Genomic DNA, 14,036 nt, shown 5'->3' with positions numbered 1-14,036 from the left:
CGGAACGCCCGGCTGCGGGTTATGTCGGCCCGCAGGCATGGACCCCGGCGGCAAAACTGTCAAGATAAGCGCGACGCGAAGTTGCAGGAGCCGAAGATGACCGACATGCTCGACACGCCGCAAGGGCGGCGGCTGGCCTATCAGCGGACCGAAGGGCAGGGGCCCGGCGTGGTCTTCCTGGGCGGGTTCCGTTCTGACATGCAAGGGACAAAGGCAGTCCACCTGCAGGATTGGGCGCGGGCGCGGGGCAGGGCCTTCCTGCGGTTCGACTATTCCGGCCACGGCGAAAGCGGCGGGCGGTTCGAAGACGGCTGCATTGGCGATTGGAGCGAGGACGCGATCAGCGCCATCGAGGCGCTGACCGAGGGGCCGCAGGTGCTTGTGGGGTCATCGATGGGCGGGTGGATCAGCCTGCTGATCGCGCGGTCGATGCCGCAGCGGGTGGCGGGTCTGGTGACAATCGCAGCCGCGCCGGACTTCACCGAGCGTGGCTTCTGGGCGGGGTTTTCCGTTGATCACAGGGCGGCACTGATGCGTGATGGTCAGGTGCCGGTCCCCAGCGAATACGGAGAGGCGCTGGTGATCACCCGACGCCTGATTGAGGATGGGCGGCGGCATCTGGTGCTGGACCAGCCGCTGCATCTGCCGTTCCCGGTGCGGATGCTGCAGGGAACGGCGGACGAGGATGTGCCGGTGTCGTGGTCTCAGGACCTGCTGCATCACGTGACCGGGCCCGACATCCGGCTGACGCTGGTGAAGGGCGCCGATCACAGGTTCTCGACGCCCGACTGCCTGCGCCTGATCCCCGACAGCGTCGAGGCGCTGATTCAGAAGGTCAGCGAATAATGGTCGCCCATGTCGGGCTTGGCGCCGGTGACCTTCGACTTGGCGATCTCGAACAGGAAGCGGATGTTGCCGCCGGTGGCCCAGACCTCGGCCTCTGACAGGTCCATGCGCAGCAGCTGGACGTCGGGATCGTCCTCGCCATCCTCAAACCAGCTGGAGGCGACGGCGTTCCAGATCTCGTCCAGCTTGGCGCGGTCGGTGGACAGGGCCAGCCGTCCGTGGATGCGGGCATAGAGCCCTTCGCCGCGGTCGCTGACGACGTGGATGGCGGGCTTCGATCCGGTCAGGCTGCGCGCCAGATCGGTGCCCTTGGCGGTGATGAACCACAGCGTCCGGTTTTCCCGGTCGACATAGTGCGACATCGGCACCAGGCGCGGATCCTCGGTCAGCCCGAGCATTCCCGAATTGATGTCGTCGAGGCGGTCCCAGAACGTATCGGCGTGGTCGGTCATGGTGGTCCTTTCCTGCCGCGACAGGCGGCGTTCGGGACCTTAACGACCGCCCTTCTGAGCCGGTTCCTTGCGCCTCAGACGGCGATCTTGTCGCTGTCCACCGGGTCGTTCTTGCCGCAGTCGGCCGTAGATCCGCCCTGCATCCGCCGACGCGGGGGCCGGGCCTCGCCGGGCAGCGCGGCGTTGTCGTCGATGAAGTCCAGCACCAGCGGACGGATGTTCAGGCGCCAGGATTTGCCGGCAAAAATGCCATAGTGTCCCGCGCCCGGTTCCAGGTGCTGCACCTTCTTGTCGTCGGGAACGCCGGCGCAGAGATCCAGCGCCGCCACGCACTGACCGGGGGCCGAGATGTCGTCATTCGCCCCCTCGACCGTCATCACCGCGACGTCGGTGATCTTGCCGATGTCGATGGCGCGGCCGTCCACCGTGAAGCGGTTCTGCGCAATCTCGAGGTTCTTGAAGATCCGCTCGACCGTGGAGAGATAGAATTCCGCCGTCATGTCCATCACGGCAAGATATTCGTCATAGAAGCGGTTATGCTTGTCGCCGTCAGACGCCGTGCCCCGCGCCTCGGCAAAGATCTGGTTGATGAAGGCGCGGGTGTGGCTTTCGGCGTTCATGCCGATGAAGCTGCCCAGCTGCGCCAGTCCCGGATAGACCATACGGCCGGCGCCGCGATACTTGAAGCCCACGGACTGGATCACGAAATGCTCCAGCTCTCCCATGGTGATGCGGTTTCCGAAGTCGGTGACCTCGGTCGCGGCGGCGTCGGGGTCCACCGGGCCGCCGATCAGCGTCAGGGTGCGGGGCTGCGCCGCCGGGTCGTCCTCGGCCAGCATGGCGGTCGCGGCCAGGGCCAGTGGCGCGGGCTGGCAGACGGCGATCACGTTCACGTCAGGGCCCAGATGGCGGATGAAATCGACGAGATATTTTGTGTAATCCTCGACGTCGAATTTGCCCTCGCTGACGGGAATGTCACGGGCGTTGTGCCAGTCGGTGACATAGACCTCGCAATCCGACAGCAGCGAGGTGACGGTCGACCGCATCAGCGTCGCATAGTGCCCGGACATCGGCGCGACCAGCAGCACCTTGCGCGGCATCGGGTCCCGGCGGGCGACGCGGAAGTGGATCAGGTCGCCAAAGGCGCGCTTCACCACAGGCTCCACATAAACGACGTGGTCCTGGCCTTCGGCGCCGGCGATTGGCGGGATTTCCCAGTCGGGCTTGATCACCATGCGGGCGAAGCTGCGTTCGGTGACGCGGCCCCAGGCGCTGAGCATCCGGAAGGTGGGGTTCGGGACCAGCGCAAAGGCGGGATACGACCCCATGGCCCGCGCCGTCGCGCCCAGCCATTCGTTGGTGTTCCGGATCGTCTCCATCGCGTCATAGGACAAGACGCCCTTGAGTCCTTTTGACGGCATGTTGCACCCCTTGCTGCACGGCGGCATCTAAATCACGCAGGGGATCGTCAGGGTCGGAACGTAACAAAAGCCGGGTTTACGCCTTGCCTGCCCTGCGCATATCATCAAGTCATCAATAGGGGGGAATCCAGGTCATGGCAAGGCAGCCGGACGGGGCGGGTAAAACTGTCCGCAGATCGCGCACGACCAAGGCGCAGTGCGACAAGACCGCGGCCGACGGGGGCGCGGACGCCGGATCGCTGCCCGATCCGGCCGCACAGAAGCCCCGCCGTCGCACCAAGGCGGCCCAGGCAAGTACGCCCCCGCAGGCGGCTGACCCCGCGCCTGCCGCCCAAGAGCCCGCTGCTATCAAGCCCGCTGCCACCGTGCCGCAGCCGGACGAGGCGGCGTCCGGTCAGCAGGACAAGACGGCCGATGCGCTGTCGCGGCTTGTCCAGGCAGGCCATGCGCCGACCGCGAAGAAACTGGCCCAGAACATCGACCGGATCGAGACCCTGGGTCACCGTCTGATGGCCGCTTTTGCCGAACGCAACCTGCCCAATCCGGGGGTCGAGGGACCGGGACCGGATCTTTACCTGACGGCGGCCGCGGGCTTCGTGAAGTCGCTGACCGAACAGCCGGCCCGGATGATCGAGACCCAGGTCAGCTTCTGGGGCGAGACGCTGGCCAACTATGCCCGCGCCCAGCAGGCGCTGGCGCAGGGCCAGCTGACCGCGCCCGAAGACGACAGCCCCGCCGACAAGCGCTTTGCAAACCCGCTGTGGCAGAGCCACCCCTATTTCAACCTGATCAAGAAGCAGTACCTGACCAACGCCCGCGCGCTGCGCGAGGCGGCGCAGGGGCTGGAACTGCCGGACGACGTCGCCCGCCGCCGCGTCACCTGGCTGACCAACCAGATCGTCGACATGATGGCGCCCACGAACTTCCTGGCGACCAATCCCGACGCGCTGGAGAAGGCCATCGAGACCGAAGGCGAAAGCCTTGTCCGCGGGCTGGAGAACCTTGTCCGCGACGTCGAGCAGAACGGCGGCGAAATGGTCGTGACGCTGGCCGACCGCAGCGCCTTCACCGTCGGAGAGAACATCGGCACGGCCCCAGGCTCTGTCATTCACCGCAACGAGCTGTTCGAGCTGATCCAGTATGCGCCCGCGACCGACAAGGTGCATGCCCTGCCTCTGATCATCTTTCCGCCCTGGATCAACAAGTTCTACATCCTTGACCTCAAGCCGCAGAACAGCCTGATCCGTTGGCTGGTGGGGCAGGGGCATACGCTATTCGTGGTCAGCTGGCGCAACCCGACCTCGGACTTCGCCGACACCGGGATGGAGCATTACGTCGGCGCCTATCTGGAGGCCATGGACCGCGTCCGCGACCTGACCGGGCAGCGGCAGCTGAACGCCGTCGGCTATTGCATCGCCGGCACGACGTTGGCGCTGACGCTGGCGATGCTGAGCCAACGCGGCGACGACCGCGTGAACGCCGCGACGCTGTTCACCACGCTGACCGACTTTTCCGAGCAGGGCGAGTTCACCAGCTTCCTGCAGGAAGATTTCGTCGCCGGCATCGCCGAAGAGGTGCAGCGCCACGGCCTGATGCGCGCGCAGCTGATGGCCCGCACGATGAGCTTCCTGCGCGCCAACGACCTGGTCTGGGGACCGGCCATCCGCAGCTACATGATGGGCGAGACGCCGCCCGCCTTCGATCTGCTGTTCTGGAACGGCGACAGCACGAACCTGCCCGGCCGCATGGCGATGCAGTATTTGCGCGGTCTGTGCCAGCGGAACGACTTCGCCGGCGACGGCTTCGAGCTGCTGGGCCACAGGCTGCGGCTGTCCGACGTCACCGTGCCGCTCTGCGCCGTAGCGTGCGAATCGGACCACATCGCGCCCTGGAAGGACTGCTGGCGCGGCGTGGCGCAGATGGGGTCGCGCGACAAGACGTTCATCCTGTCGCAGTCGGGTCATATCGCCGGCATCGTGAACCCGCCTTCAAAGAAGAAATACGGTCACTACCTCAGCGATCACGGGTTCGCCGGCGGCGCCGAAGCTTGGCGCGACCATGCCGCGTTCTCCGAGGGCAGCTGGTGGCCGCATTGGGGTGAATGGCTGGCGGAACGCGCTGGGCCGATGGTCGATGCGCGCGACCCGGACGAGGGGCTGGAGCCTGCGCCCGGCCGCTATGTCCACGACCGGGCAGCGTGATCCTGCCCGGTCAATGGCTTATGCTGAACGCGCTGTCAGGGCAGCGAAATTTCTGCACCGCAGAAGAAAATCCTTGAAATGCTGCGGTGCAGCATTCATATTGGGTGCACCGAAATAAAGCGGCGACGTTTCATCAACCTGCGGACCGCTGCACCTCTAGGAGTGAATGACATGGCAAAGACCCCCGATTTCGCCAAGACCATGCAGGACATGATGGCGAACTTCCCGATCGACACCAGCTCGATGAAGGACGCGATGAAGTCGCAGACCATGCTGGGCGAGCGCCTGACCCGCGTGGCGCTGACCGCCGCCGAGCGTTCGACCGAGATCTCGGCCCAGTGGGCCAAGGACTCGATCGCCCGCATGGGCGAGCTGGCCGCCATCAAGGAAGAACCCGCAGATTATGCCAAAGCCATGAGCGATTTCGCCTCGGCTTCGGCGGAAATGGCGGCCGAGCACATGGCGTCCTACGCCGAAGTCGCCAAGAAGGTCCAGATGGACACCGTCGACCTGATGCTGAAGGCCGGCAAGGACATGACCTCGGAAGGTCAGAGCATTGCCGAGAAGGCCGCTGCCGACAACGTCGCTACGGTCAAGAAGGCCGCCGCGACCGCCGCGGCGAAGTGATCTGATCGCGATCCTTTCCGAAGGGGCGGCCTGGCCCAGCCTCTTGCAGTAGTTGGTGCAGCCGCCGAGCGATCGGCGGCTGTTCTTTATCATCATTCGAACACCTCGTTCATTCGAAGCTTTCCGCGCGCAGGGGCGTTGTTGCAGAACTCACACCTAAGACATGAGGTCCCCTTGCCCGCTGATGTCAGGCCACGCGAACGATCTCGGCGGTGCCGAGGGCTGAGAAGCGGTTCATGAGAGCGACGCAGATATGGATCTCGGCGGTTTGGCGGTCAGGATCTCTTGCGGCGATGCGCTCGCCGAATGCCCTGAGGCATCGCATCTTCGCCTCCAGGCGGCTCCTGGTGTGGCTGCCCCTTTCGCATGTGGGGTCGGACGGTTTTCCTTTGCCTTTCGCCACCGCAGCATCCATCATGGTCCAAATGCATCGCAAGGACCTTGTAATGGCTGCATCGACTGCGCCGCTGCTGATCAAGCGTTACGCCAGCCGCCGTCTCTACAACACCGAAACCAGCGACTACGTCACGCTTGAGGACATCGCCGCGTTCATCCGCGAGGGGCGAGAGGTGAAGATCGTCGATCTCAAGTCCGGTGACGACCTGACGCGGCAATATCTTCTGCAAATCATTGCCGAACACGAAAGCCGGGGCGAAAATGTCCTTCCGCTCGACGTGCTGACGGACCTGGTCCGCAGCTATGCCGGGAACGCGCAGTCCGTGGTCCCGCAGTTCCTGGCCGCCAGCTTCGAGATGCTGCGCGAGGGGCAGTCGAAGCTGATGGAGAACATGTCGGCGATCCCGAACCCGATGGCGACCATGCCCGGCTTCGAGGCACTGCAGCGTCAGCAGCAGATGTTCCTCAAGGCGATGATGGGTGGGTGGCGCGGAGGCGCTTCGAGCCACGAGCCCGAAGATATCACCGCGGAGGCCGGTACGCCATCGCCGGACGACAAGCGCGACATGGCCGAGATCCGACGCCAGCTTGCCGAACTGCAAAAGCGTGTTTCCAAGCTTTGACATCCGACTTGCACCGCGCGGCGCACCACGCTAGACCCGCCGTACGGAGCGGTGGCCGAGTGGTCGAAGGCGCACGCCTGGAAAGTGTGTAGGCGGGAAACCGTCTCGAGGGTTCGAATCCCTCTCGCTCCGCCAGACCACCACAGTGACTAATTGAAATCTTTAGGTTTATCGACGCGGAGGGGATTTTGTTCCCCCTTCCTTTCCCCCAATAAGAACTGGAACGGGGGGGAATATGCTGGAACATGATGGCAGGGCAGCGGAGCTGGCAGAGGGTGAAGCGCCACGTCTTAACGGCTTCTTAGAATGACCTTGAGCTTTAGACAGTTTTGGCTGAGCCCCCTTCGCAGCGAGGCTAAATCCTGGCTTGCGCATAGTTTCTCCTGGGCAGGTGGAGTAACGCTAATCATCGGCTTTCTTATGCTGTTGGTGGACTGGCCTGGACAGGCCAAGACAATCTTCCCCGCTTTGTGCGGCCTTTTTTCTTTTGTGGCAGTGCTGGTAATATCCGCGGGGAGGGACCTAGCTTGGCACCCATATGCCGTGTATCGCGCCTCAGACGAAGAACGTCGCCGTCTTCATCTCACGCTACAGCCAAAAATTTCGGTCCGTCTCCCCGACGAGCCGGTCGGAAGCTTACGGCAAGGCTCCACTGTGGAAACTTTGGGGGCGACGCTTTATTCAGCGGTAACAAATTGGGTTCCCACTGCTGTCTCTTTCATCTGTCAGAATGACGGGGCCCTCCCGTTGCTTGGCGTGAGCGCAAAGGTCGTGCGCTTTTCTGTGGACGGCGTTGCCTCACCACTCATGGATGCCATTCCGCTTTCAGCGACGCCCAGAGGTGACGAAGAGCTCGTGGTGGATTTAAGTCCAGGAGAAGCCAAACGGTTTTGGCTAGGACGGGCGACGCATGCAGGTGCATTTTTTCTTCTTCGAAATCGGGCGCATTTGATATTTGACCACCAGCGGGCCTTTTCAGAAAACCCGGGTCATATCGAGATCGAAGTACTGGTTTCCGCTCCGGGCACGGCGGGAACGATCGCTGTCTTCTCCGTGGCGACTGCCCCGGATGATCGTACAGGTGACGGGATAAGAATGGGAAAGGTATCTGCTGAGCTACTCGGTTCAAGACCTGCAGTAGCGTAGTGCGAGCTCCTGTGCTGCGATAACATGATGGCGCGCATCGTTGTGAGCCTTCCTTGGCTGCTCAAACAACAAAGCCCCGGCTAGGCGGGGGCTTTGCGGCAGACGGGCGGTTAGATCTGGCAGCTACTTACGCTTCCGCTTGGTCGATCCACGCCATTGCACAGGCAGTTGCCTTTTCTGCCATGGCTGACAGGACAAAAGCCGGATGGTCGCGGTCTTGGTAAGCGTATTCTGCTCCCCACCTTCCGACTTGCATCCTGATCGGTTCATTGGACTGGGATGATTGTTGGAGTGGAGTTTCTCCATGGAGCCTGCATTGGAGTTTCTCCCGGCTGACGGCCGCAGCCGTCGGAATCGGAAGTGGCCGGATGAGGTGAAGGCACGCGTTGTGGCGGAGACGCTGATGCCGGGGGTCACCGTGAATGAAGTGGCGCGGCGGCACGGCATTCCTGCGAACCATGTTTCCTCCTGGCGGACACTGGCACGGACAGGGCGGCTGGTGCTGCCAGCTCCGGAAGACCCGGTAGAGTTCGCCGCCTTGATGGTGGGTCCTGCCGAGCCTGCGCCGCGTGCCGATGGTGGTGCCACGGTCCGGCCGGAGATTGTCACGGGCGGAGTGGTGATCCGTCTGGAAGTGGGGGCCTCTGCCGAGCGGATTGCGTCGGTCATGCGCGCCCTGGTGGCCAGCCCATGATCTTCCCATCCAACCGGGTGCGCATCCTGGTGGCAACAAAGCCCATCGACTTCAGGAAGGGCCATGATGGTCTGAGCGCGATGGTGTCGTCGGTGCTGCGCAAGGATCCGTTCACTGGCACGGTGTTTGTGTTCCGTCCGCGTCGGACGGATCGACTGAAGCTGCTCTATTGGGATGGCAGCGGTCTTGTGATGGCTTACAAGCGGCTGGAGTCTTCAACCTTCACCTGGCCCGCCGTCAAGGACGGGGTGATGGCGCTGAACCATGCCCAGTTCGAGGCGCTGTTTTCCGGGCTTGACTGGCGCAAGGTCAAGTCGCTGGAAATACGTCCACCGGCTACTGCAGAGTAAATCAACCGGCTGTTTATACGTGTTTTTGCTGGGCTTTTATGATAGCTTTGGCCCATGCAAGCCGCCCCTGTCCTCGATCTTTCCGCCATCCCTGCCGCGCAGCGTGCGGCGGTTCAGGCGCTGATGGAAGAGGTGGCTGCGCTCAAGGACATCACCCGGCGGCAAGAGCATCTGATTGCCGAATTGAACCATGCCCTGCATGGCAAGCGGTCGGAAAAGCTGTCCGAGGACGAGCGGCAACTGGCGTTTGAGGATCTGTCCATCGCCCTGGCCGAGGTTGAGGCGGAAAAGGAAAAGCGCGCGGCCAAAGCAGGTGACGGAGCAACCAGACCCGCTCCCAAGCGCACCATCGGCAACCTTCCCATCACACTTCCTCGCATTGAGGAGGTCATCGAGCCCGACAGCCTGAACTGCCCCTGTGGCTGCGGTGTCATGCACAAGATCGGCGAAGACCGCACAGAGCGACTGGACATTGTCCCGGCGCAACTGCGTGTCATCGTCACCGTGCGCCCCAAGTATGCCTGCCGGACCTGCACCGATGGGGTGACCCAGGCACCGGCGCCCTCCCACCTGATCATGGGTGGCTTGCCCACGGAGGCGACCCTCGCCCATGTGCTGGTGAGCAAATATGCGGACCATCTGCCCTTGTATCGCCAAAGCCAGATCCTGGCGCGGGCCGGCCTTGAGCTGCATCGTATCGTGCTTGCCGATTGGGTCGGCAAGGCCGCGTTCCATTTGAAGCCGGTGGTGGACAGACTGGCGGACCATCTGAAGCGGTCCGGCAAGTTGTTCATGGACGAAACCGCCGCGCCGGTTCTGGATCCGGGGCGCGGCACGACAAAGACAGGATATCTCTGGGCTCTCGCCCGAGATGATCGGCCTTGGGGCGGCGATGACCCGCCCGGCGTGGTCTACTTCTACGCCTCCGGTCGCGCGGGAGAGAATGCCGAGACCTTCCTGTCAGGCTTCGATGGCATTCTGCAGATCGATGGGTATCCCGGCTACAACCGGCTGACGCGGTCCTCGCGCAAGGGCGGTGCCCCTGTTCATGTGGCGCATTGCTGGGCTCACGCACGACGCAAACTGAAGGAAGTCTTTGACAGAGACGGATCAGAGATCGCCGCCGAGGGCTTGCGCCGCATTGCTGAACTCTATGCCGTTGAAGCCGATATCTGCGGCATCTCAGCCGGTCAGCGCCTGTCAGCCCGCCAGACCCGCACCGCGCCGCTGGTCGCCGCCTTCGGAGAGTGGCTGCAAGCTCAGCGCCGCAGGATCTCCGTCAAATCCCGGCTCGGCGAGAAGCTCGCCTATATCCACAACCATTGGGACGGGTTGCAGACCTTCCTGGCCGACGGTCGCGTCGAGATCGACTCCAATCGGGTCGAAAATCTGATCCGTCCTATTGCCCTCAATCGCAAGAATGCACTCTTCGCAGGCCACGACGAAGGCGGCATCGCCTGGGGTCGCATCGCTTCGCTGATCGAGACCTGCAAGATCAACGGCATCGAGCCATTCGCCTACCTCAAGGCAACCCTGCAGGCCATTGCCAACGGTCATCCGCAAAGCCGGCTCGACGATCTGCTGCCTTGGAACTTCAAGACGTCAAGCTGAACAGTAGGTGCTGTCCAGCTAACGCTTACCGGTCTTGCGCTGTCGACGGCTCTGCGGACGAATGTTGGACGAGTTCATCAGCCAATGCGCGCCAAGCTCCGGCTCCGTTAAGCAGGTTATAGCATCTATGGAGCTTGTCCGATGGCTCAGCTGCCGGACTTTCCGGCGCTTCTTGCTGCGCCCCGTCCTGCGAGTGCCTCTCCTCACGAGCTTTTCAATGACCTGTCAAGAAGCTGCGCACGGATCGCGGCGCTGTCGGCGGCGAGATCCACAGTGGCGAAACGGATGCCGTGGCCATGTACTTTGATCGCCTCGTCGACCGTTTCGCCGATGGCGGGGTGCAGCAGCAGGCCCTCGGCGCTGTCGGCCAGCGAGTCGCCACGCCCGGTCTGCGACCGGAGGTAGGCGTAGATCTGATAGAGGTAGGCGCTGCGCAGCGTGGTTTCGCGCCGCCAGCCGGCCGTGACGATCCCGGTGAACTTGGTGTCGATCACGATGCGCCGGCCCGCGACCAGATCGTCCAGCACGACGTCGGTCCGCATGCCCGGCAAGATGTCCCGCGCGCCGCCGGTGCACCAGTCGAGCGGCCAGTCGAGCGGACGGCCCGTGCGCACCTCCCAGCGCGAAGGCGGCAGCATCGCGCGGTAGAAGCCGCCCACCGCCCGCTCGAACAGCCGTCGCGCCCATTGCTCCTCCCGATCCGGCATCGGCAGGGGTCTTGAGCCCGCCTGCTCGGTGGGTAGGACGAGGTCCATCGCCAGCTTCGCCGCCGCCAGCATCTCGCGATCCGCCGCGTCGTGTCGCCCGATGCGGTCGGCACTGAGTTCGCTCCGCGACGGCATCGCACGCGAGACACCCAGCGCCTGCATGTCCGCAGCGAGGCGACGGCAGCGATGGCGCAGCTCTGGGTGCGACACCAGTCGCGCCACCGTTTCCAGCGCACCGCGAACGAAGCGGTTGCGTGGCGTGTCGGCGCTAAGTTCGACGTAGCGACAGGCCACCGTGCCGCGCGCGAGCAGCTGACGGCGCTCGGTGCGCAGGACGTCGATCCGGCCCCGCACGCGCGAGAGGTCCGCGCTGCGTGGCCTATAGCCGAGGCTCAGCTGCCGGCGTTGTCGCTCCTCCACAGCCTGTGTCAGCAGCCGCGCGACGAGGTCGGCGATCTCGTCGGGGTTGCGTTCCGCGTCGACCAGCGCGCGCTCCGACGTTTGCAGCAGATCCGACGCGTAGAGCATCAGCAGCCAGATGTTGCGCACGGGGATGCGCCCGATGAAGCCCGTGGCCCCGGCAGCCCCCTGCAACAGATCTGCCGCGGCGCTCACCATCCCTGCAGCAGCTTCTCGACGGCCTCGCGCGCCAATTTCGGGGCATCGAACCAGTATTCTTCGAGCAGCGGGCCGATTTCCGTTTCGGCCACCTGGCGGAACCACTCCCGCGTCGTCCCCGGTTCAAGCTTCGCGGTCGGCGTGACGTAGCTGTGCCCGATCTCGAACTGTCGGCCGAAGCTCTCGGCGATCCGGGCGTTCAGCGCGAGGATGCGCTTTTCGATGTCGTCCGCGAGGGCTGGCTCGACACCCCCCTTCTCGGTCACCCAGCGCCGCCAGGCCGGCCCGAGACGCGGCTCGAGCCCGATGAAGGCGAAGCGCCTGCGAAAGGCGAAGTCGACGAGCGCCAGCGAGCGGTCGGCAATGTTCATGGTGCCTATGACGAACAGGTTCTCCGGCACATGCACCGGGCGGCGCACGCCGTCGCCGTCGGGATAGCAGAGTTCGAGCGCCTCGCGCGGCGTGCGCTTGCCTGCCTCCAGCAGGGTCAGCAGCTCCCCGAAGATCTGTGCGGGGTTCCCGCGGTTGATCTCCTCGATGATCACGACGAAGCGGGCCTCAGGCCGGCTAAGCGCTGCGTGGATCGCCTCCATGAAGACGCCGTCGGCGAGGGTCAGCTTGCCATCGCCGCCGGGACGCCATCCGCGCACGAAATCCTCGTAGGACAGGTTCGGGTGGAACTGGACGGCCCGGACGCGCGCCTCGTCGCGCTCGCCCATCAGTGCGAACGCTAGGCGCTTTGCGATCCAGGTCTTGCCCGTCCCCGGCGGCCCCTGCAGGATCAGGTTCTTGCGCATGCGCAGACGTTCCAGAAGACGCTCGATCTCGGCGCGCTCCAGAAAGCACCCGTCCCGCTGGATGTCATCGACGTCATAGGGCTCCACAGGCGCGGGTAACTGGACGGGCTCAACGGCGGCCTCGTCCTCATCCCCGGTCACAGCCGGCGCCCCCTCGTCGGGCGCATGCTGCATATCCTCGGGCGACTTGTGGTGCCAAGAGGCCAGCGAAAGCTCGGGAAAGCTGTGCACGGGATAGCTTTCCTCGCCGAAGCGCGCATTCAGCTCGTCTACGAGCTTGAGGTAGGTCGCGCCGCTGCAGGGCTTCTGCGGCCCCATAACCGGGATTTTCAGCTGGAGCCGATCCGTGAGGAAGGTGCGCGAGTTGCTGTCCAGGGTCGGGAACTCCCAGGGGTGCGACCAGTAAAGACCCGTCGAGAGGTTCCACGAGGCCCCCCAGACCTGCACTGCAGCGTCGTAGGCCTCGATGAACGCCGCACGAAGCTCCGGCTGATCGGTCTCCACGAGGGCCGCGGCCGCCGCGAACACATCCCATAGCCGATCGATGTCGCCTTCGCCGCGTTTGTCGCCGTAACGGAAGAACCAGGACCGCTGGTTGTTCAGGATAGGAATGCCCTCGAAGGAAGCGGGCGGCTCTTCCTCCACGCCGATCAGCTTCGCCAGCGCTCCTGCAATCAGGCGCCGGTTGGCGTCTGTCATCGAGCGGTTGAACGTGCCCATCGCCGTGAAGGGGCAGATGTCGCGCAGTGGCCCGGTTCCGCCTTCGGGATAGCGGTCCTGCAGATAGCTGAGACCTGCCGTGTTTTTTGCGATGGCATGGATGCCCTCGATCAGCGGACGCCGGTCTGCCCGGTAATCGAGCAGCTTCGCCGCGACCGCGCGGTAGAACCCCGTCCAGCAGAACCGACGCTCGACGTCGATGTCGCCGAACCGCTCGCGCCAGAAGGGCTCGTTCCGGAAGCGGTCGATGTCCTGGGGCCGGGCGTCGAAAGCGAAGGCCAACAGCCCGTCCTCCATCCAGCCCCCCGGCGCGACCCGCCAGACCGTCGCGCGATTGGTGTAGAAGTACCATTCGCGGGGCGACTCGGCCGGCGTCCAGTCGACCCGCACATGCTTGCCGTCGTCGAGGTTCGAGGTAATCGTTCCGATCGCCTTGATGGCCATCACCGAGACGGTGGAACCGCGGTTATCGAAGGGCAGGCCGTGCTTGCGGGTGTAGGAGGACTTGATCGCGATCCTGTCCCCCGGCCGCATGGCGCGCACCAGGTCGCCATATGACCCGTCATCGTAGCCGTTCTCCCAGATGCCCTCGGCAAGAAACCGGGGCGTCTGGTCCTCGGTTCGGTTGTAGGCGGCGCCGACAAACCAAGCAGGCCTTGTTCCTGAGTCTGCTGGCATCACTCCCACTCCAATGCTGCGGCGATCAATTTCACCGTGAAACTGTTCGTTCTCGTCATTGTATGCTATGCTTATCGTGGGAGGCTTCGATTCCGGATCCTTAGCATATAAGCTCTAACCGTCGCTGCGCCTGCGCCCTGCAGCTGCGC

Annotated in this window: 12 protein-coding genes, 1 tRNA gene and 1 pseudogene; 9 read left to right on the top strand and 5 right to left on the bottom strand. The window is 64.1% G+C overall.

Translation table 11 applies throughout. The features are described 5' to 3' along the window. Positions 1-96: 96 nt before the first annotated feature. On the top strand, positions 97-846 hold the full coding sequence (locus tag OC184_RS04590; RefSeq protein WP_265506017.1) for an alpha/beta hydrolase: 750 nt from the start codon (positions 97-99) through the stop codon (positions 844-846). On the opposite strand, the gene OC184_RS04585 is transcribed toward OC184_RS04590, so the two are convergent. Together OC184_RS04585 and phaZ are read right to left on the bottom strand one after the other, a co-directional pair. Beyond that, positions 828-1,298 carry a pyridoxamine 5'-phosphate oxidase family protein gene (locus tag OC184_RS04585; RefSeq protein ID WP_265506016.1) on the bottom strand — a complete coding sequence of 157 codons (471 nt, stop codon included), beginning with the start codon at positions 1,296-1,298 and terminating at the stop codon, positions 828-830. The genes OC184_RS04590 and OC184_RS04585 overlap by 19 nt on opposite strands. Before the next feature lie 74 nt (positions 1,299-1,372). Then, entirely contained in the window at positions 1,373-2,719 is a 1,347-nt protein-coding gene (gene phaZ, locus OC184_RS04580) for a polyhydroxyalkanoate depolymerase (RefSeq protein WP_265506015.1), read from the bottom strand. Between the two features lie 134 nt (positions 2,720-2,853). Between phaZ and OC184_RS04575 the strand changes: the two genes are divergently transcribed. Together OC184_RS04575 and OC184_RS04570 are read left to right on the top strand one after the other, a co-directional pair. After that, positions 2,854-4,920, top strand: a complete 2,067-nt coding sequence (locus tag OC184_RS04575) for a PHA/PHB synthase family protein (protein WP_265506014.1) — start codon at positions 2,854-2,856, stop codon at positions 4,918-4,920. Between the two features lie 171 nt (positions 4,921-5,091). Further along, complete coding sequence (locus tag OC184_RS04570; protein WP_265506013.1) at positions 5,092-5,547, top strand: Phasin; 456 nt, start codon at positions 5,092-5,094, stop codon at positions 5,545-5,547. A 187-nt stretch (positions 5,548-5,734) separates the two neighbouring features. On the opposite strand, the pseudogene OC184_RS04565 reads toward OC184_RS04570, so the two are convergent. Continuing rightward, a pseudogene (locus OC184_RS04565) lies at positions 5,735-5,905 on the bottom strand (IS5/IS1182 family transposase); the annotation flags it as partial. An 88-nt stretch (positions 5,906-5,993) separates the two neighbouring features. Between OC184_RS04565 and phaR the strand changes: the two are divergent. From phaR to tnpC, 6 genes are all read left to right on the top strand, one after another. Continuing rightward, positions 5,994-6,566, top strand: coding sequence for a polyhydroxyalkanoate synthesis repressor PhaR (phaR, locus tag OC184_RS04560; RefSeq protein ID WP_265506012.1), 573 nt, complete (start codon positions 5,994-5,996; stop codon positions 6,564-6,566). Between the two features lie 45 nt (positions 6,567-6,611). Next, positions 6,612-6,701 (top strand) — tRNA-Ser (locus OC184_RS04555). 171 nt (positions 6,702-6,872) lie between these two features. Continuing rightward, a complete protein-coding gene (locus tag OC184_RS04550; protein ID WP_265506011.1) occupies positions 6,873-7,712 on the top strand; it encodes a hypothetical protein in 840 nt (279 codons plus the stop codon). A gap of 304 nt (positions 7,713-8,016) precedes the next feature. Then, on the top strand, positions 8,017-8,406 hold the full coding sequence (gene tnpA, locus OC184_RS04545) for an IS66-like element accessory protein TnpA (protein ID WP_265506010.1): 390 nt from the start codon (positions 8,017-8,019) through the stop codon (positions 8,404-8,406). Next, positions 8,403-8,756 (top strand): IS66 family insertion sequence element accessory protein TnpB, encoded by a 354-nt coding sequence (tnpB, locus tag OC184_RS04540; protein ID WP_265506009.1) that lies wholly within the window; start codon positions 8,403-8,405, stop codon positions 8,754-8,756. Before tnpA ends, tnpB begins: the two co-directional genes overlap by 4 nt. Positions 8,757-8,879: 123 nt before the next feature. After that, complete coding sequence (gene tnpC / locus OC184_RS04535) at positions 8,880-10,367, top strand: IS66 family transposase (protein WP_378926461.1); 1,488 nt, start codon at positions 8,880-8,882, stop codon at positions 10,365-10,367. A gap of 203 nt (positions 10,368-10,570) precedes the next feature. On the opposite strand, the gene mcrC is transcribed toward tnpC, so the two are convergent. After that, a complete protein-coding gene (mcrC, locus tag OC184_RS04530; protein WP_265506007.1) occupies positions 10,571-11,692 on the bottom strand; it encodes a 5-methylcytosine-specific restriction endonuclease system specificity protein McrC in 1,122 nt (373 codons plus the stop codon). After that, positions 11,686-13,743, bottom strand: a complete 2,058-nt coding sequence (locus OC184_RS04525; RefSeq protein ID WP_265506006.1) for an AAA family ATPase — start codon at positions 13,741-13,743, stop codon at positions 11,686-11,688. Before OC184_RS04525 ends, mcrC begins: the two co-directional genes overlap by 7 nt. Between the last annotated feature and the right edge of the window lie 293 nt (positions 13,744-14,036).

It is taken from the genome of Paracoccus rhizosphaerae (assembly GCF_026162645.1).
GTDB lineage: Bacteria > Pseudomonadota > Alphaproteobacteria > Rhodobacterales > Rhodobacteraceae > Paracoccus > Paracoccus rhizosphaerae.
This window is presented reverse-complemented; position numbering and strand designations above follow the sequence as displayed.